The 18,247-nt window shown below is 60.9% G+C and carries 15 protein-coding genes; 5 read left to right on the forward strand and 10 right to left on the reverse strand.

Translation table 11 applies throughout. The features are described from left to right. Positions 1-80: 80 nt before the first annotated feature. Both copD and copC read right to left on the reverse strand, forming a co-directional pair. Positions 81-938 (reverse strand): copper homeostasis membrane protein CopD, encoded by an 858-nt coding sequence (gene copD, locus ACKZ62_RS10395; protein ID WP_447096633.1) that lies wholly within the window; start codon positions 936-938, stop codon positions 81-83. Between the two features lie 3 nt (positions 939-941). Then, the gene (copC, locus tag ACKZ62_RS10400; RefSeq protein ID WP_032889934.1) at positions 942-1,307 is read right to left on the reverse strand and encodes a copper homeostasis periplasmic binding protein CopC; all 366 of its coding nucleotides are present in this window, start codon (positions 1,305-1,307) and stop codon (positions 942-944) included. A gap of 116 nt (positions 1,308-1,423) precedes the next feature. On the opposite strand from copC, the gene ACKZ62_RS10405 reads away from it, so the two are divergent. Further along, complete coding sequence (locus tag ACKZ62_RS10405) at positions 1,424-2,044, forward strand: TetR/AcrR family transcriptional regulator (protein ID WP_447096634.1); 621 nt, start codon at positions 1,424-1,426, stop codon at positions 2,042-2,044. A 191-nt stretch (positions 2,045-2,235) separates the two neighbouring features. Here ACKZ62_RS10405 and preA read toward each other — a convergent pair whose 3' ends face one another. The 3 genes from preA to hydA form a co-directional block, all read right to left on the reverse strand. Beyond that, positions 2,236-3,510: an NAD-dependent dihydropyrimidine dehydrogenase subunit PreA gene (preA, locus tag ACKZ62_RS10410; protein ID WP_447096635.1), complete on the reverse strand. Its 1,275-nt coding sequence runs from the start codon at positions 3,508-3,510 to the stop codon at positions 2,236-2,238. Then, entirely contained in the window at positions 3,510-4,877 is a 1,368-nt protein-coding gene (locus tag ACKZ62_RS10415; RefSeq protein ID WP_447096951.1) for an NAD(P)-dependent oxidoreductase, read from the reverse strand. Before ACKZ62_RS10415 ends, preA begins: the two co-directional genes overlap by 1 nt. A 163-nt stretch (positions 4,878-5,040) precedes the next feature. Then, positions 5,041-6,480, reverse strand: a complete 1,440-nt coding sequence (gene hydA, locus ACKZ62_RS10420) for a dihydropyrimidinase (RefSeq protein ID WP_447096636.1) — start codon at positions 6,478-6,480, stop codon at positions 5,041-5,043. 590 nt (positions 6,481-7,070) lie between these two features. Between hydA and ACKZ62_RS10425 the strand changes: the two genes are divergently transcribed. Together ACKZ62_RS10425 and ACKZ62_RS10430 are read left to right on the forward strand one after the other, a co-directional pair. Beyond that, positions 7,071-8,552, forward strand: a complete 1,482-nt coding sequence (locus tag ACKZ62_RS10425; RefSeq protein WP_032889926.1) for an NCS1 family nucleobase:cation symporter-1 — start codon at positions 7,071-7,073, stop codon at positions 8,550-8,552. 25 nt (positions 8,553-8,577) lie between these two features. After that, on the forward strand, positions 8,578-9,861 hold the full coding sequence (locus ACKZ62_RS10430; RefSeq protein ID WP_447096637.1) for a Zn-dependent hydrolase: 1,284 nt from the start codon (positions 8,578-8,580) through the stop codon (positions 9,859-9,861). A gap of 140 nt (positions 9,862-10,001) precedes the next feature. On the opposite strand, the gene ACKZ62_RS10435 is transcribed toward ACKZ62_RS10430, so the two are convergent. The 4 genes from ACKZ62_RS10435 to ACKZ62_RS10450 all read right to left on the reverse strand — a co-directional run bounded on the left by ACKZ62_RS10435 (position 10,002) and on the right by ACKZ62_RS10450 (position 16,606). Next, positions 10,002-10,460: an REP-associated tyrosine transposase gene (locus ACKZ62_RS10435; RefSeq protein WP_095184376.1), complete on the reverse strand. Its 459-nt coding sequence runs from the start codon at positions 10,458-10,460 to the stop codon at positions 10,002-10,004. 342 nt (positions 10,461-10,802) lie between these two features. Continuing rightward, positions 10,803-12,221 (reverse strand): efflux transporter outer membrane subunit, encoded by a 1,419-nt coding sequence (locus ACKZ62_RS10440; protein ID WP_447096952.1) that lies wholly within the window; start codon positions 12,219-12,221, stop codon positions 10,803-10,805. 7 nt (positions 12,222-12,228) lie between these two features. After that, complete coding sequence (locus ACKZ62_RS10445) at positions 12,229-13,395, reverse strand: efflux RND transporter periplasmic adaptor subunit (protein WP_122680599.1); 1,167 nt, start codon at positions 13,393-13,395, stop codon at positions 12,229-12,231. Beyond that, positions 13,385-16,606: an efflux RND transporter permease subunit gene (locus ACKZ62_RS10450; RefSeq protein ID WP_447096638.1), complete on the reverse strand. Its 3,222-nt coding sequence runs from the start codon at positions 16,604-16,606 to the stop codon at positions 13,385-13,387. Before ACKZ62_RS10450 ends, ACKZ62_RS10445 begins: the two co-directional genes overlap by 11 nt. A 194-nt stretch (positions 16,607-16,800) precedes the next feature. Between ACKZ62_RS10450 and ACKZ62_RS10455 the strand changes: the two genes are divergently transcribed. Next, positions 16,801-17,211 carry a PA0061/PA0062 family lipoprotein gene (locus ACKZ62_RS10455; RefSeq protein ID WP_095184380.1) on the forward strand — a complete coding sequence of 137 codons (411 nt, stop codon included), beginning with the start codon at positions 16,801-16,803 and terminating at the stop codon, positions 17,209-17,211. On the opposite strand, the gene ACKZ62_RS10460 is transcribed toward ACKZ62_RS10455, so the two are convergent. After that, the gene (locus tag ACKZ62_RS10460; RefSeq protein WP_163034900.1) at positions 17,208-17,360 is read right to left on the reverse strand and encodes a hypothetical protein; all 153 of its coding nucleotides are present in this window, start codon (positions 17,358-17,360) and stop codon (positions 17,208-17,210) included. The genes ACKZ62_RS10455 and ACKZ62_RS10460 overlap by 4 nt on opposite strands. A gap of 211 nt (positions 17,361-17,571) precedes the next feature. Here ACKZ62_RS10460 and ACKZ62_RS10465 point away from each other — a divergent pair, with 211 nt between their 5' ends. Beyond that, entirely contained in the window at positions 17,572-18,234 is a 663-nt protein-coding gene (locus tag ACKZ62_RS10465) for a C39 family peptidase (protein WP_122756704.1), read from the forward strand. The last annotated feature ends 13 nt before the right edge of the window (positions 18,235-18,247 follow it).

Consider the following 18,247-nt stretch of genomic DNA (forward strand, 5'->3'; position numbering starts at 1 on the left):
GCAGTGGGTTAGTCACAGATGATGTCGCTGATACACCGCCATCGGAAGCCAGGCGAATCGTCGCACCGCCCCTTCTATATTCAGTCAGCCAGGACCATCGGCGGCAAAGTGCCGAGGAGCGAAACGGCGGCTACTGCGCAAACACCCAGCAGCCACTCCACCATCACGCTGACCTTCAAACTGCCCAACTGCTGTTCGCAACGATCAAGGCGCAGCCGGTTCAGCAGTGCCAGGGCCAACATGCCCAACACCAGCATCACCTTGATTAACAGAATCAGGGCAAAACCACTGAACAACGGCGTGGGCCACAGTTGCCCGGTCAGTACGCGCACATTGATCAAGCCAGTCACCAGCAGGCCCGCGACCAGGCCATAGCCCACGCCACTGAAACGACGCAGGACAGGTGCCAGCTCATCACGGTTCGATTGCCTGAGGATCATCACCAGCAGCAATAACCCACCCAACCATGCACCGACGCACATCAGGTGCACCACTTGGTTGAGGATCAACAGCTGCCCGCTCAGCCCGTCGAGCATGGCGCCATGGCCGACCGGCGCGAGGGTCATCAGCAAGAGTGTGATCAGCGGCAGGCGCGGGGCCTTCCACGCGGTCATCAGGGCGATGGCCAGCAACCCATTCAACATCAGATGCCAGGTCCATACCTGGCCAAAAAAGGTCTTGCCCAGCACTAACTGCACGGTTGACGGTTCCAGCGCCGCCGCCCATGAGCCCGCCATGCTGACGGTGATCAACATTAACCAGATCACACCCGACGCGAGGGCAGTCCATGCCAGGCCACGGGTCATGCGCAACAATTGTCGGTCCAGCACGGGCTGCGGTTTGGCGCCCAGGAGCCAGGGCCTGAACACACAGGCCCCGAACATCAACAACACGACGATGAAATGCACAAAGCGGCACAGCACCAGCAGCGTCGCCATGGATTATTGGCCGACCTTGAAGCTGTATTCGCCGTTGCTCTTGTGGGTGTCGACCGAGACGGCATTCCACACCACCTTGTAGTTACCGGCCGCCAATGGCGCGGCCGGGGTGACTACGAGGGTTTTCTTGTCGGCGCCTTCGGTATCCAGGCCCTTGATGGCGATTTCGGTGCCGTCCTTGCTCAGGGATACCTTGGTGAAGGTGGCTTCGATGCCTTCGCTGAAGGTCAGGCGCAGATCCTGGGGGGCCGTGACAGTGCTGTCTGCCGCAGGCGTGGCGCTTTTGAGATGAGCATGGGCAAATGCTGCGGAGGCACCCAGCAGGGAGGCGAGCAGGGCGACAGTGGTCAGGGTTTTCTTGATCAACATTGTGCAATACCCATCAATGGTTAGGAGCGGGCAGTGTACGAAGTTTCGACTGCGCCTGTCGCCCCGATCTAGAGCGGGTGGTAGTCTTTGGCGTATGTCTTTGTCAGGGAGCCCTTATGGGCAATCACAAGATCGGAATTCGTCGGATCAACGTCGAAAAAATCCTGCTGGCGGCGGAGAAAATCTTCGCCGAGAAAGGCTACGGCAGCACCGCCATGGCCGACATTGCTGAAGAAGCGCAATTGCCGCGCTCCAACCTGCATTACTACTTCACCACCAAAAGCGAACTGTACAGCGCCGTGCTATTCGACCTGCTGGAGGTGTGGAAACAGGACGCCCTGAGCTTCGAAACCTTCGATGACCCGCGGGTGGTCCTCAGCAGTTACATCCGCGCCAAGATGCAGCGCTCACGCACGCGGCCCTATGGTTCGAAGGTCTGGGCCAACGAAATCATCCACGGCGCGCCAACACTCGGTGAGGCGCTGGACGAGAGCCTGTACGACTGGGCCAAGATGAAGGAAGCGAAAATTCGCCAGTGGGTGGAAGACAAACGCATCCTGCCGGTGGAGCCGTCGAGCCTGCTGTATATGATCTGGGCATCGACCCAGCACTATGCCGACTTTGACCACCAAGTGAAGATTTTGAATGATCACCAGCCGTTGTCGGATATGCAGTTCGAGAAGGCGATCCAGACGGTGACAGGTGTGATTTTGCGCGGGATTGGGTTGGCGCCTTGAGTGGTGTGGTGGGGCTGAGGGCCTCATCGGGGGCAAGTCGAATTGTCGCACCGCCCCTCCCACCTTTACTGCATTTTGTCTGAAAGAATGCAGACAACTGTGGGAGGGGGCTTTACTGCATTTTGTCTGAAAGAATGCAGACTATTGTGGGAGGGGGCTTGCCCCCGATAGCGGCCTACAGGCCTACAGGCCTACACCGCCTCCCGGTAGGGATTCCTCGGATCCTGCGTCCAATTCAAAAACGGCTTGCCCGTGTCGATAGGCACCATCTCGATACAATCCGCCACTGGGCAGGTGATCTGGCACAGGTTGCAGCCCACGCACTCATCATCGATCACCTCGTACTTATGCGTGCCGTCCGCCTGCTTCAAGCTGGCGATGGCCTGGTGCGAGGTATCCTCACAGGCAATATGGCAACGGCCACAGCCAATGCACGCCTCTTGGTCGATCTTGGCGATCACCTGGTAGTTGATGTCCAGGTACTTCCAGTCCGTTGTATTGCCCACCGCCCGCCCGGAAAACTCTCGCAAGCTCGCGTAACCCTGGCTGTCCATCCACCGCGACAGCCCGTCCTTCATCTCCTCCACGATGCGAAAACCATGCAGCATCGCCGCCGTGCACACTTGCACCGCGCCGCAACCGAGGGCGACAAATTCTGCGGCGTCGCGCCAGTTGCCGATGCCGCCAATGCCGCAGATCGGCAGGCCTTTTGTCTGCGGGTCGCGGGCGATTTCCGCGACCATGTTCAAGGCAATCGGCTTGACCGCCGAGCCGCAATAACCGCCGTGGGTGCTTTGCGTACCGACGATGGGGAGGGCGACCATGCGATCCAGGTCCACGCTGGTGATGGAATTGATGGTGTTGATCAGCGACACCGCATCCGCACCGCCGCGATAGGCCGCCCGCGCCGCCACACGGATGTCGGTGATGTTCGGCGTGAGCTTGACGATCACCGGCAGCGAGCAATAGGTCTTGCACCAGCGCGTCACCTGCTCCACATACTCCGGCACCTGGCCCACCGCCGCGCCCATACCGCGCTCGGGCATGCCGTGGGGGCAGCCGAAGTTCAGCTCGATACCATCGCAACCGGTGGCTTCCACCAGGGGCAGAATGTTTTTCCAGGACTCTTCAACACACGGCACCATCAGCGACACGATCAGCGCGCGGTCGGGCCAATCCTTTTTCACTTGGGTGATTTCCCGCAGGTTGATTTCCAGCGAGCGGTCGGTGATCAGCTCGATGTTGTTGATGCCCAACACTTCACGGTTGGCGCCGAAGTGCGCCGAGTAACGTGACGACACGTTGACCGCCGCGGGGTCCTCACCCAGGGTCTTCCACACCACGCCGCCCCAGCCTGCTTCAAACGCACGCACCACGTTGTAGGCCTTATCGGTGGGCGGCGCGGAGGCCAGCCAGAACGGGTTGGGGGTTTTGATACCGGCGAAGACAATCGAGAGATCGGCCATTACGCAGCCTCCACATTGAGCATGAGTTGGGCGTGCATGGCTTCGGCGGCCAGCTTGCCGTGTTGCACTGCCTGTACGGTGAGGTCCTGGCCGAGGCTGACGCAGTCGCCACCGGCGTAGACCCCCGGGATGCTGGTGCGTAGCTGTTCGTCGACGAAGATGCGCTCGCCCACGCGGTGCAGCTGTTGCGCCAGGGGATCGTGCAATGCGTCGTTGTCGAAGCCTTGACCAATGGCCTTGAAGATTGCATCGGCAGCCAGTTCGAAGGTTTCCTCGGTGGGGAGCAGGCGGCCGTTTTCCACGCGGGTGCGGGCGAAGCGCATGCCGCGTACGTGGCCCTTGTCATCCAGCAGCACTTCTTCGGGCTGTGCCCAGGTTAACAGGCGCACCTGATTAGCCTTGGCGATGTCTTGTTCATGGTGAGTGGCGCCCATATCGGCAAGGCCACGGCGGTAGACGAGGTTCACATCGCGTGCGCCGAGGCGGGCCATTTGCACGGCCATGTCGATGGCGGTGTTGCCGGCGCCGAGCACGATGCAGCGGTCGGCCAGGGGCAGTTGAGTCAGGTCATCGGCCTGGCGCAGCTCGCGGATGTAATCGGTGGCGGCGAGCAGGCCGGGGGCGTCTTCGTGGGGCAGCCCCAATTGTTTGCTGGCGGCGAGACCCAGGCCGAGGAATACCGAATCGAATTGCTGATGCAGTTCGCTCAAGGTCAGGTTGTCACCCAGGCGCTGGCCGTGGCGGATTTCGATGCCGCCGATTTGCAGGAGGAAATCCAGTTCCTTCTGGGCGAAGTCGTCCACCAGTTTGTATTTGGCGATCCCGTATTCATTCAGGCCGCCGGCTTTTTCCCGCGCTTCGAAGATCACCACGTCGTGGCCATGCAGGGCTGCGCGATGGGCACAGGCCAGACCGGCTGGCCCGGCGCCCACCACGGCGATGCGCTTGCCGGTGGAAGCGGCGCGCTGGAAGGGGTGTTCGCTGAAGTGCGCATTGTCGATGGCGTAGCGTTGCAACAGGCCGATCAGTACGGGCGCGCATTCTTCGCTGTTGTTACGCACGCAGGCTTGTTGGCAGAGAATTTCGGTGGGGCAGACCCGGGCGCAGCTGCCGCCGAGGATGTTGGCCGAGAGGATTTTCTGCGCTGCGCCTTGGACGTTGTCAGTGTGGATATTGCGGATGAACGAGGGGATGTCGATTTCGCTGGGGCACGCGTTCACGCACGGGGCGTCGTAGCAATACAGGCAGCGCGAGGCTTCCAGTTGGGCCTGGCGGGCGTTGAGGGGCGGCGCCAGGTCGGTGAAATGGCTGGCGAGGGTGGCCCCGTCTTCATGGGGATGGGGGAGGTGGGTCAGGGTCTGGATCACGGTGTTGGCCTCACGGTTATTGAGGTGCTGCCTCTGATGGGCATTGGTTTTTTGTGTTGTCTGTTTGGGCCTCATCGGGGGCAAGCCCCCTCCCACATTCGACCGAGTTGTATCTGAATGAATGCAGTCAAGCGTGGGAGGGGGCTTGCCCCCGATGGCGGTCTCAGCGCTTCACAGCAACCGGCCTGGAATGCTCCGCCCGCTTGCTCAACTGCTCAAACACCGACGGATACGCCGGCCGTTCCACATACCGCCCGGCCCCGCGTTCGGCGCGCAGGTCGCCATCGGCCCAGACCAGTTTGCCCTGGCTGATGGTGTGGCTCGGCACGCCGCGCACGGTCTTGCCTTCGAAGATGTTGAAGTCGACCTTTTGATGGTGCGTCTTGGCGGAAATGGTCCGCGTGCCTTCGGGGTCCCACAGCACCAGGTCGGCATCCGCACCCACGCGGATCGCGCCTTTGCGTGGGTACAGGTTGAAGATCTTCGCGGTGTTGGTGGAGGTCAGCGCGACAAACTCCTGCATCGACAGGCGCCCGGTATTGACGCCTTCGTGCCACAGCAGCGCCATGCGGTCTTCGATACCGGCGGTGCCGTTGGGGATCTTGCTGAAATCGTCACGCCCGGCGGCTTTTTGCTCGGCGCAGAAGCAGCAGTGGTCGGTGGCGGTGGTGTGCAGGTTGCCCGATTGCAAGCCATGCCACAGCGCTTCCTGGTGCCCGCGCGGGCGGAACGGCGGGCTCATCACATAGCCGGCGGCGGTTTGCCAGTCGGGGTGTTGGTAGACGCTGTCGTCCAGCAGCAAGTGGCCGGCGAGCACTTCGCCGTACACCGCCTGGCCCTTGCCACGTGCATAGGTGATTTCATCCAGCGCTTCTTTGGTGGACACGTGCACCAGGTACAGCGGCGTGCCGATCGTCTCGGCGATACGGATCGCACGGCTGGCCGCTTCACCTTCTACCTGGGACGGGCGCGACAGCGGGTGCGCCTCCGGCCCGGTGATGCCCTGGGCCATCAACTTGCGTTGCAGGTGATACACCAACTCGCCATTTTCGGCATGCACGGTGGGCACGGCGCCGAGTTCCAGGCAGCGCTCGAAGCTGGCGACCAGGGTGTCGTCGGCCGCCATGATTGCGTTCTTGTAGGCCATGAAGTGCTTGAAGCTGTTGATGCCGTGATGGCTGACCAGCTCGGCCATTTCCTCGCGCACCTGTTCGTTCCACCAGGTGATTGCCACGTGGAAGCCGTAGTCGGATGCCGATTTTTCGGCCCAGCCGCGCCATTGGTGAAACGCTTCCATCAAGGACTGCTGCGGGTTGGGGATCACAAAATCGATGATGGAGGTGGTGCCTCCGGCCAAGCCCGCTGCTGTACCACTGAAAAAGTCTTCACTGGCCACGGTGCCCATGAAAGGCAGTTGCATGTGGGTATGGGGGTCGATGCCGCCGGGCATCAAGTATTGGCCGCTGCCATCGAGTATTTCAGTGCCGGCGGGAATATCCAGATCCGTGCCAATGGCGCGAATTAGGCCGCCTGCGCATAACACATCGGCGCGGTAACTTTCATCATGGGTAATAACGGTAGCGCCACGGATCAACAGCGACATGTCGAGTTCCTCACAGGCTTGACCGGCTTGTGCCAGTTCTAAGTGTTGTAATACTGCTGCCGATGGTCGGTTAATTCCTGTCATCGGTGACAGGAATAGAAACTAGCCCGAGTTTTTCGATTGAGCAAGAAGATTTTTAATAAGCTTATATCCATATTAAGTATCTGATTTATAAGGATTAAAAATTAAAATCACCAAAATGTAGCGGCCTCTCACCATTTTGACGCACTTGACAGGATCTCAATATGAGCAACATTTCTTATTGCAAATCAGACGGTTGAGATATGCCTCTTGACGGGGCTGGGAAATAAAAATAATTGTGTTGCACCAGATTGAGTCCCGACAGTTCGGGCAACTTCCACGTTATTCGGCCTGAGTCGCGTGGCAAGTACCGCAGGTTCAATCGGAAAGCTGATTAACATCAGTCAGTTATATGAGCGGTAAGGGTGTGGTGGCGGTTTTCGGCACGGTTATTGAGTGCAGAAACGGCTGGCCGGGCCCGTGATGTCATGTTGTTTACGAGGTACTCCGGCCACCTGCACTCACCACGCAGGTGAGCAAAAATAATTCGAAAAAACCGTGGAGCGGCCATGCAACAGAACAGATCGCAAGTCATAGAACGCAACGGCCTGTACGAACTCGACGCCGGCCCCGACGTCCTCGACAGCCCTCGCTATAACCACGACATGGCACCGACCAAGGTGCATGAACGAACCTGGAACAAATGGCACATCACCGCGCTGTGGGTCGGCATGTCGATCTGCGTGCCCACCTACACGCTGGGTGGGGTGCTGACCGCTTACTTCGGGTTGTCGGTGGGCGAGGCGCTGATGGCGATTTTGCTCGCCAATATCGTGGTGCTGATTCCGCTGACCCTCAACGCCTTCCCCGGCACCAAGTACGGCATTCCGTTTCCGGTGTTGCTGCGTTCGTCTTTCGGGATCCTCGGTTCCAACGTGCCGTGCCTCATCCGCGCGCTGGTGGCGTGCGGCTGGTTTGGTATCCAGACGATGTTTGGCGGACTGGCGATTCACCTGTTCCTGGGGTCGATTTTCGAGGGGTGGAAGTCCCTAGGCGGCACCGGTGAAGTGATCGGCTTCATGATTTTCTGGTGCCTGAATTTGTGGGTCGTATTGCGTGGCGCTGAGTCGATCAAGCGCCTGGAAACCCTGTCGGCGCCGTTGCTGGTAGCTGTGGGCATTGGCCTGCTGGTGTGGGCGATGCCGAATGTATCTATCAGCGAGTTGATGGCTATTCCTCCCAAGCGCCCTGAAGGGGCGAGCCTCACCGGTTATTTCATGGCCGGCCTTACCGCGATGGTGGGCTTCTGGGCCACCTTGTCGCTGAATATTCCCGATTTCAGCCGCTACGCCAAAAGCCAGAAGGATCAGATCCTCGGGCAGATTTTCGGCCTGCCGCTGACCATGTTTCTGTTCGCCGCCCTCGGCGTGATCATGACCGCCGCGTCAGTGAAGCTGGTAGGCGTCAGCGTGTCCGATCCGGTGACCCTGATCGGTCATATCCAGAGCCCGGTGTGGGTGGCCGTGGCCATGGCGCTGATCATCGTCGCGACCTTGTCCACCAACACTGCCGCGAACATCGTTTCGCCCACCAACGACTTCCAGAACATCGCGCCCAAGCTGATCAACCGCACCACGGCGGTGATCCTCACCGGCTTGGTCGGGCTGGTATTGATGGGCCATGAACTGCTGAAAAAACTCGGCCTGATCGTCTCGGATGTGAGCCTGGAAACCGTGTATTCCAACTGGTTGCTGGGTTACTCAAGTTTGCTGGGCCCGATCGCCGGGATCATGGTGGTGGACTACTTCATCACCCGCAAACAGCAACTGGACCTGGCCGGCTTATACCGCGACGACGTATACCCGGCGTGGAACTGGAGCGGCTTTATCGCCTTTGGCGTGCCGGTGGTGTTGACGTTGCTGTCGTTGGGCAGTGATGCGTTCAGCTGGTTCTACAGCTACGGCTGGTTTACCGGTTCGGCGTTGGGCGGGTTGTTGTATTACGGCCTGAATGCCAGGCGCGGAATCAGTCCGGTCGTTGTCAATTCATAAAAAATACAAGCCTGAGGAGATCCCCATGAACGCTGCCCGTGACGTTCTGCAATCGACCCACCAGCACATCAACCGCGACCGCTTGTGGCAGTCGCTGATGGACCTGGCCAAACTCGGTGCCACCCCCAAGGGCGGCGTGTGCCGCCTGGCCCTCACCGACCTCGACCGCAAGGCCCGCGACCTGTTTGTGCAGTGGTGCGAAGACGCCGGTTGCACCGTGACCGTCGACGGCATTGGCAATATTTTCGCGCGCCGTCCCGGTCGTAATCCCAACCTGCCGCCCGTGATGACCGGCAGCCATATCGACACTCAGCCCACGGGCGGCAAGTTTGATGGCTGCTTTGGTGTATTAGCCGGGGTGGAAGTGCTGCGCACCCTGAACGATCTGAATATCGAAACGGAAGCGCCGCTGGAAGTGGTGGTGTGGACCAACGAGGAAGGCTCGCGCTTCCCGCCTTGCATGATGGGCTCCGGAGTGTTCGCTGAGAAATTCACCCTGGCGGATACCTTGGCCAAGGTCGATGCGGAAGGGGTCAGTGTGGGTGATGCGCTGAATGCGATTGGCTACGCGGGAACCCGTCCTGAGAGTGGGCACAAGGTCGGTGCGTATTTCGAAGCGCATATCGAACAAGGGCCGATTCTTGAGGATGAGAAGAAGACCATCGGCGTGGTACTCGGCGCCCTCGGACAAAAGTGGTTCGACCTGAAGCTGCGCGGCGTTGAAGCGCATGCGGGGCCGACACCGATGCACCTGCGCAAGGACGCCCTGGTAGGCGCAGCGGCAGTGGTGGCGGCGGTGAATGCGGCGGCGTTGGGGCATCAGCCCCATGCTTGCGGGACCGTGGGTTGCCTGCAGGCGTATCCCGGCTCACGCAACGTCATTCCTGGCGAAGTGCGCATGACCCTGGACTTCCGTCACTTGGAACCGGCGCGCTTGGATTCGATGATTGCCGAGGTGCGCAAGGTCATTGATGACACCTGCGCCAAGCATGGCTTGAGTTTTGAAATGGAACCCACGGCCGACTTCCCGCCGCTGTACTTCGACAAAGGCTGCGTTGACGCCGTGCGCGATGCGGCGAATGGGCTGGGCTTGTCGAACATGGACATCGTCAGCGGGGCAGGTCACGACGCGATCTTCGTCGCCGAGTTGGGGCCGGCGGGGATGATCTTTGTGCCGTGTGAGGGGGGGATCAGCCATAACGAGATCGAGAACGCCGCCCCGGATGATCTGGCGGCGGGGTGTGCGGTATTGCTGCGCGCCATGGTGGCTGCATCGGCAGCCATCGCCAGCGGCAAACTCGCGGCCTGAAATGCCGGTAAAAAATGTAGGAGGGGGCTTGCTCCCGATTGCGGTGTATCAGTTACAGATAATCTGACTGACCTACCGCAATCGGGAGCAAGCCCCCTCCCACATTTGAACGGTGTTGTTTCGGCTAGTGTTGCCAGACGTTAGACCCAGATGGCATCCCACAGTGGGTAGTCGCCAATCCGCTCCACCAGGCCCGCTCGCAATGGATTAGCCACCACATACCGGGCCATTTTCACCAAGTCATCTTCCTTGCGTAGCGCCCGGTCATGGAAGCTCTCTTGCCAAAGCCGCCCCTTGCGTCCGCTTGCACCATTAACGGTCCTGGTGCTTTTTGACTTCACCTGGCACATCAAGTCCGCCAGCGAGCCTTTTTTCAGTTCAAGCAGCCAGTGGAAATGGTCCGGCATGATCACCCATGCCAGGGAATTGGCCAGCCCTTGGTACTGAGCCAGCCGAAATTGCCAGACCACTAAGCGAGCGAGATGGAAGTTGTTGAATATCGGTATGCGTTCGTGGGTGTTGGTGGTGATGAGGTAGATGCGGTTGGGTTCGCTGAAGCGGCCGATGCGCAGGCGGTGTGAAGCGGGTAAATCTGCCATTCCCTGGCCCTCTCTAGATGTGCTTAGAGAGGCTAGATTGGAGAGCAAGAGGTTGATGGGCAGGCTTTTGGCAGGATGTGTCGGGAAGGTCGCCATCGGGGGCAAGCCCCCTCCCACATTGGCTCAGCGGCGCTCATACATTATGTGTCTGACGCAGGACAAGTGTGGGAGGGGGCTCTGCGGTGCTTATATATTATGTGTCTGACGCAGAATCAGTGTGGGAGGGGGCTTGCCCCCGATGGCGGTATTTCATTCAAGGCATCATTAACTGACCCACCGTTATAGAGAGCAAGTCGCACCGCCCCTCCCAGACCTAGAGCCGTGCCAGGTCCGAGAATGATGTCAGGCGCCAGGTTGCCAGCCGCCGCCGAGTGCCGTCACGAGTCCTACACTGGCCTGCAGCTGCCGCGTCTGCACCGCCTGCAATGTCCGTTGCGCTTGCAACGCCGCCGTCTGCGCCGTCACCACATCCAGGTAACTCACCGCACCCGCTTGATAGCTGTTCATCGCCAGCGATTGCGTGTGTTGCGCCGCGTCCGCCGCGGCTTGCTCATCCTGCGCTTCCTGCTGCAAATCCCGCAGTTGCGCGAGGTTATCTTCCACCTCGCGCACGGCCTTCAGTACCTGGCTGCGGTACTGCGCGGACGCTTCTTCAAATTCGGCTTTGGCCTGGCGTTCATTGGCACTTAGGCGGCCACCGTCAAAGATCGGCAGGTTCACCAACGGCCCCAGCGCCCAATACCGATTACCTGCCGACAGCAGATTCCCCACGCCTTGCGTTTGCCCGCCGATCAGCCCGGTCAAACTGAAATCCGGATACCACGCCGCCTTGGCTACGCCGATATTCGCGTTGGCCGCAAACACCCGGCGCTCTGCCGCCGCAATGTCCGGGCGACGTTGCAGCAGGTGGCTTGGCAGCTGCGAGGGAACCCCCGGCAGGGCGATCAGTTGCTGGCCGGGCGGCAGCGTAAAGTCGCTGGCTGCCACACCCACCAATTCACCGATGGCGTGCTCGGTGAGGTTGCGTTGCCCGCGTACCTCATCCAATTGCGCCCTGGCCTGCGCCAGTTGATTTTGCGCACGGGTCAGGTCCAGCTCCGAGGCTATCTGGCCCTCGTAACGGCTGCGGGTCAGTTGCAGTGCCTGGCTGAAATCCTCCAGCGAGCCAGTAAGAATCCGGCTCTGCGCATCCAGCCCATTGAGCTGCACGTACAAGGTCGCCAACTGACGCTGCAAACTCAGGCGCGCCACCGCCAGGTCATCCCCGGACGCTTGCGCCTGGGCGTCACCGGCCGCGACCTGATTGCGAATTTTGCCCCACAGGTCCAGGTCGTAACTCAATGAAAAACCGGCGGTGTTGCTGTTGTACACCGACGGCTGCGTCTCCCCCCGTAGCGGCCGCGAGTCAGATTGGCGCTGGCGCAACGGTTCTGCGCTGGCGGTGATCTGTGGAAACAACCCGGCATGTAACTGACTGGCATAGGCTTGGGACGCATCGAGGTGCGCCAGCGCTGCAGCCAAGTCCGGGTTGGCCTTGAGCAATTGCTGTTGCAGGTCATTCAGGCGCGAATCGTTGTAGAGCTTCCACCATTCGGGGGCCAGTTGGTCGGACGGCTGCGCGCTGTGCCAGGGGCCGTCGCTGGTCTGTTCGCGGTAGTTGGCTGGCAGGTCAATCGACGGCACCTTGTAGCTAGGCGCCATCGAGCAACCTTGCAATACCAGCAGCGTCAACGCAGCGAGTGGTTTAAGCCCTGTGCGCATGCGCACCTTAAGCCTTACGCGCATGCGCACCTCCGGCGTCGGCCAGTTGCACAGCGTCGCCTTCGCGCAGAGCGTCGGGCGGGTTGTCGACCACGCGGTCGGCAGGTTTCAGGCCCTGGTCGATTACCAGGCGTTCGCCCAGGTCGAGGCCGATATGGATGGCTTGCAGGTGCACATGGTTCTGCCCATCCAGTACCGCGACCTGGGTGCCTTGGGCGCGAAAGATCAACGCGCTGGCCGGGATGCTCACACCATGGGTGTCGGCCGGAATCGGCAGCGTGGCTTCGGCGTAATCACCTGGCAGTAGCGCGTCGTCGGGATTGTCGACCACGAACTGCGCGAGCAGGGTGCCGGAGCGGCGGTCGATGGCAGTGGAGTCGCCGATCAGCCGTGCCTTGAAGTGCTCGCCAGGGTGTTCGGGCACGGTGAGCCGGGCTTCCAGGCCGGGGTGAATCACTGCCGCGTAGTTCTGTGGCACGGGTACATAAAGCCGCAGCTGGTGCGTATCCGCGATGCTGAACAACTCCGGGTCGCTGTCGGTGTCGGCCTTGATCAATTGGCCGATGTCGGTGTTGCGCGCCGTGATGGTGCCGGCGAACGGCGCGCGAATTGTCTTGTAGCCTTCCAGTGCGGACAGCCGCGCATAGTCGGCAGCAGCAGCCTGGGCATTGGCTTTGGCGGCCGCGGCGTTGGAGGTTTTTTCATCGGCTTCCTGGCGCGATACGGAGTGGCTCGCCAGCAGGTTTTGCCATCGGGTTGCGGTGGTTGCAGCGAGGCGCGCATTGGCCTGTTCCTGCACCAAGCGTGCATGGGCTTGCGCCAGTTGCTGGTCGAGGTCGGGGCTGTCGATTTCGGCGAGGACTTGCCCGGCCTTGACCTGGCGGCCGATGTCGACTGTCCAGTCCTTCAAATAACCGCTGACCCGGGCGTGGATCGGCGCCTTGCTCCACGCCTCAAGGTGCGCCGGCAGGCGCAAGGTATCGCCTGCCACATTCTGCTTGGGTTGAAACACCATCACTTGCGGGATGGCGGCGGTCTCTGTCCAGGCGGTGACCGATTGCTCGTGCAGCGTGCGGGCATGCAAGCCGTTGGCGACCAACAGGGCAGCCACGGTCAGTCCGCCGACACCCATGAGCATCAGGCGCTTGCGCGAGGGTTTGTGATCAGACGACATGTGGGGTTTCTCCTGCAACTGCGCGACTAGGGTGACGCCCGTGGACCAGGCTGAAGACCACGGGAACAAACAACAGGGTGGCGATGGTGGCGAAGATCAAACCACCGATCACCGCACGGCCCAGCGGCGCGTTTTGCTCCTCGGACAGCGCCAGGGGCAACATGCCGATGATCATCGCCAGGGCGGTCATGCACACCGGGCGGAAGCGCGTGTAACCGGCCTCCAGCGCGGCCTTGAGCGCATCACCATGTTCGGCCAGGCGCTCACGGCAGAAGCTCACCACCAGGATTGAGTTAGCCGTGGCTACGCCCATGCACAAGATGGCTCCGGTGAGCGCCGGCACCGACAATGAGGTGCCGCTGAGGAAGAGCATCCACACGATCCCCGCTAACGCCGCTGGCAACGCAGTGATGATCACGAACGGGTCGGCCCAGGATTGGAAGTTGACCACGATCAGCAGGTAGATCAGCACCACCGCGCCGAGCAGGCCGAAGCTCAAGCCGCTGAAGGCTTCATGCAGCGCGTCGATCTGGCCGTGCAGGCTGATCGTCGCGCCTTTTGGGCGCATGGACGCGGTGTCATCCAGCACCTTTTGCACGTCGCGGGCTACGCCGCCGAGGTCGCGGCCTTGCACGTTGGCGTACAGGTCCAGGGTCGGTTCGATGTTGTAGTGGGTCACCACCGCCGGGCTTTGCACACGGGAGATGGTTGCCACACCGCCGAGGATCTGCGACTGCCCGTTGGCGCCGGTGACGGGCAGCGCTTCCAGTGACGGAAGGCTGTCGAGGCGGTATTGCGGGGTGGCGGCGACGATGGAATAGGACACGCCGTTGGCCGGGTTGAGCCAGAAGGTCGGCGCGGTTTGCGAGCTGCCGGCGAGAGAGGCGACCATGCTGTTGGTCACGTCGCGCTCGGTAATGCCCAGGCCGTTGGCGCGCAGGCGGTCGACATTCACCTGCAGCGACGGGTAGCCGGTTGACTGCTGTATGCGCAAGTCGGCGATGCCGGGCACGTGTTGCAGGCGACGTTCCAGCTCGACGGCATAGGCGCGGTTTTCTTCATCGCTGCGCCCGGAGATTTTCACGTCCAGCGGCGCCGGCGCGCCGAAGTTGAGGATCTGGCTGCTGATGTCCGCCGGCAGGAACGCGAAGTGGCTGCCGGGAAAACTTTGCGGCAGCGCTTCACGCAGTTTTTTCACGTAGTCGGCGGTGGGCGCGTGGTGTTTTTTCAGGCTGACTTGAATGTCGCCATCCTGCGGGCCGATGGTGCCGCTGCTGCTGTAGGCCATGTCGATGCCGCTGAGCGGGATGCCAATGTTATCGACAATGGTGTCCAGTTCTTCGGCAGGGATGACCTCACGGATCCGCGCTTCAATGCGGTCGAAGGCGGCGGCGCTTTCTTCGATGCGCGTGCCCAGCGGCAGGCGCGCATGCAGGGCCAGCGCACCGGCATCCGTGGCCGGGAAAAAGTCCTGGCCAAGGCTGGGCAATAGCAGGAATGAGGCGAGCACACAGGCCAGAAAACCCACGATAAAGCGCTTGCGATGACCCAGGGCCAATGTCAGCAAGCCATGGTAGGTGTCGCGGATATTCGAGAAGTGGCGCTCGAACCCTTGCTGGAAATTCAGCACGGCTTGCAGCGCGGCAGTGCGCGGTTTCGTGTGCTGCTCACCCTCATGGTGGTTGATGAATTCATCTTCCGGATGATGTCCCGCGCCTTGCTCCGGCGTATGTGGTTTGAGTAGGAACATCGCCAGCGTCGGCACCAGGGTGCGCGAAAGAATGAACGAGCTGGCCATGGCAAAGATCACCGCCAGCGCCATGGGCCGGAATAGATAACCGGCGATGCCTTGCAGCAGGAACATCGGCACGAACACGATGCAGATGCACAGCAGCGAGACGAACGCCGGGCCGACAATTTGCGCGGCGCCGTCGAGGATCGCGGTCTTCACCGCCTTGCCTTGTTCCAGGTGCCAGTTGATGTTTTCGATGGTCACCGTGGCGTCGTCCACCAGGATCCCCACCGCCAACGCCAGCCCGCCGAGGGTCATGACGTTGAGGGTTTGCCCGCTGACGGCCAGCAGCGCTATCGCTGAGAGCACTGCCAGAGGAATCGACGCCGCAATAATGATCGTGGAGCGCCAGCTGCCGAGGAACAGCAGGATCATTGCGCTGGTCAGCAGCGCGGCGATGATGCCTTCCTGGGCCACGCTGCCCACCGATTGCTTGACGAACACCGAGGCGTCGCCCAGCAACGAGGTCTTCAGTGACGGTGGTAGGGTCTCGTTGATGCGCGGCAGCATTCCACGGATACCGTCGATGATCGACAGGGTGGAAATGCTGCCGTTTTTCAACGCCGGCATCAGCACTGCGCGATGACCGTCGACGCGCACGATGTTGGTCTGCGGCGGCGAGCCGTCACGCACGTGGGCAACCTGGCCGATGGTGATCAGCGCGCCGTCGACGGTCTTGATCGGCAGGTCGTTAAGCTCATCGATGGCCTTGGGGCTGTTGTTGAGCAGGATGGTGTATTCGTTGGGGCCGAGCTTGGCAGTGCCCACCGGAATGATCTGATTCTGCAGCGCCAGGGCATTGCCCACATCCTGGGCCGACAGGCCTTTGGCAGCCAGCGCTTGCGGGTCGAGGTCGAGGGTGATCTGACGCTGCTTGCCACCCATCGGTGTGGGCATGGCCAGGCCGGGCAGGGCGCTCAACGGCAGGCGGATGTTGTTCTGCACCAGGTCGCGGATCTTGGCTTCCGAGAGGCTTGGGCTGGAAAACGCCATTTGCAGGATCGGCACCGTGGACGCGCTGTAGTTGAGGATCAGCGGCGGCGTGATGCCCGGCGGCATTTGCTTGAGCACGGTTTGTGACACGGCGGTCACTTGGGCATTGGCGGTGCGGATATCGACGCCGGGTTGGAAGAAGATTTTCACGATGCCCATCCCTGGCAGGGATTGGGATTCGATATGTTCGATGTCGTTGACGGTGGTGCTCAGGGAGCGTTCGTAGGTGTAGATCACGCGGCCCGCCATGGCGTCCGGCGACAGGCCGTTGTACTGCCAGACCACGGCGACCACAGGGATGCCGATATCGGGGAACACGTCGGTGGGAGTACGCAGGGCCGCCATCGGCCCGATGATGCAGATAAATATGGCCAACACGATAAACGTGTAGGGCTTTTGCAGTGCGGTCTTTACCAGCCCGAGCATGCGTGAACCTCCGAGGGAGCAGGATTGCAAACCCCGGCAGTCTTGCCCGACCCACCTAACGCGCGCCTTTCAGCCAGGTGAAGGAACATTTAGGTAAGGGCTGAAGATCGTTTCATATGGATTCATTTGTTCCAGGCAGCGCTGCTGGTCACGCTTGTCACCCATCGGACATATCGTCTTTTTGGAGCACTGCCATGTCACTTAAACCTCTGTTGTTGATCCCTGCATTGGGTGTCGTATTGCTGCTGTCGGCGTGCGCCGGCCCGATCCCTAAAGCGGATCCGAGTGAGGCCTGGATTGGTCTGACAGAGGATGCGCCGAATGACTTGCTGGCTGAGCGCGTGGACGGCAAGCGTGTGGATGACGGGCGCTATTTCGAGGTGAAACCGGGGGCTCACAGCCTGGATGTTACGTTGTACGAAGAGGAGCCCGGCGACGACAATCAGCGGGATTGTCAAGGCCGGGTCGAATACGAAGCCTTTAAGGCGGGTGAGCACTACACGCTGGTGGAATCCAGCCTGGGCACCACCGTGCGTGCATCCTTAAAGGATGGCCACGGCAAGGAAGTTGCGGCGACGCGGGACTTCAATTGCATGCCTGGCTAGGCGTGGTGTGCCGCTGCCTTTAGGGGCTTGGCAGGTTTTACGTGGGGGTGATGGTGCCGACGGGTAATGCGCAACACCCCCCACAACATGGCGCCGGCAACCGCCAGCCAACCGCAGATCAACATCACAATCGTCGTTGCAAGGCTCATTCAGGCCTCCTTTCGCCCAGTACGGGGCACACACAGTCTTCTCAATGGACAGTCTAGCTACCTGACGGTTGCCTGCTATTGACCAATGGTCGTGTTCATCCAACTTGTTTGCTCTATCTCAGGCGGTAAACCCTGGCTTTGGGCTATACCCGCGTGGCCGAGCGCCCTATGATCAGGGCCCTTATCGGCAGTTGATCAAGAGAGTAAAAAATTGCGGTTACGGTCGAACGTTAAATCATCCCTGTTGCTGGCCTGCGCCATGGGCCTCGCTGCCTGTTCCGGGCATCCGTCGAAACTGCCGGGCTTGCCGGAGCGCGTCGAACTCAATGGTGTGCCGACCTTTCGCAGCGAGGCTTATCAGAGCGGTCCTACGGCATTAGCCAGCATGCTGTCGCAACAAGGCATTGTCATGACACCGGGTTTGCTGGATAAGCCGCTGCGTTTGCCGGGCGGCGAAGCGGACCTGGAGCGCAACATGCAAGTGTTGGCGCGTGAGTACGGGCTGATGGTGTATCCACTGGATGCCAAACTGACGGCCGTGCTGGCGCAAGTGGCGGCGGGTTATCCGGTGATGGCGCGAGTGGGCGGCGGGCTGTGGTCGGATGCGCACTATGTCGTCGTGGTGGGCTTCAATCAGCAGAAAAGCACGGTTCTGCTGCGCTCGGGCATGGACCGGCGTTTATTGATGAGCTTCAGCGAGTTTGAATCGAAGTGGGCAAGCGCCGGGCACTGGGCGATCCTCACCCAGCGTCCGAGCCAGTTGCCAGCGAATGTGGATGCCCAGCGTTGGCGCGAGGCGGCAAATGCGACGGCCCAAGCCGGGCAGGAGCAGGCGGCGGCCCAGGCGCTTAAAGTATTGTCAGAACACCGATAAAAATGTGGTGCGG

This window comes from Pseudomonas sivasensis (assembly GCF_052938085.1).

Excerpts from the sequence above, each read along its gene's own strand:
- copD (WP_447096633.1), bottom strand. The coding sequence starts at position 938 with ATGGCGACGCTGCTGGTGCTGTGCCGCTTTGTGCATTTCATCGTCGTG.
- copC (WP_032889934.1), bottom strand. The coding sequence starts at position 1,307 with ATGTTGATCAAGAAAACCCTGACCACTGTCGCCCTGCTCGCCTCCCTG.
- ACKZ62_RS10405 (WP_447096634.1), top strand. The coding sequence starts at position 1,424 with ATGGGCAATCACAAGATCGGAATTCGTCGGATCAACGTCGAAAAAATC.
- preA (WP_447096635.1), bottom strand. The coding sequence starts at position 3,510 with ATGGCCGATCTCTCGATTGTCTTCGCCGGTATCAAAACCCCCAACCCG.
- hydA (WP_447096636.1), bottom strand. The coding sequence starts at position 6,480 with ATGTCGCTGTTGATCCGTGGCGCTACCGTTATTACCCATGATGAAAGT.
- ACKZ62_RS10425 (WP_032889926.1), top strand. The coding sequence starts at position 7,071 with ATGCAACAGAACAGATCGCAAGTCATAGAACGCAACGGCCTGTACGAA.
- ACKZ62_RS10430 (WP_447096637.1), top strand. The coding sequence starts at position 8,578 with ATGAACGCTGCCCGTGACGTTCTGCAATCGACCCACCAGCACATCAAC.
- ACKZ62_RS10435 (WP_095184376.1), bottom strand. The coding sequence starts at position 10,460 with ATGGCAGATTTACCCGCTTCACACCGCCTGCGCATCGGCCGCTTCAGC.
- ACKZ62_RS10440 (WP_447096952.1), bottom strand. The coding sequence starts at position 12,221 with ATGCGCACAGGGCTTAAACCACTCGCTGCGTTGACGCTGCTGGTATTG.
- ACKZ62_RS10445 (WP_122680599.1), bottom strand. The coding sequence starts at position 13,395 with ATGTCGTCTGATCACAAACCCTCGCGCAAGCGCCTGATGCTCATGGGT.
- ACKZ62_RS10450 (WP_447096638.1), bottom strand. The coding sequence starts at position 16,606 with ATGCTCGGGCTGGTAAAGACCGCACTGCAAAAGCCCTACACGTTTATC.
- ACKZ62_RS10455 (WP_095184380.1), top strand. The coding sequence starts at position 16,801 with ATGTCACTTAAACCTCTGTTGTTGATCCCTGCATTGGGTGTCGTATTG.
- ACKZ62_RS10460 (WP_163034900.1), bottom strand. The coding sequence starts at position 17,360 with ATGAGCCTTGCAACGACGATTGTGATGTTGATCTGCGGTTGGCTGGCG.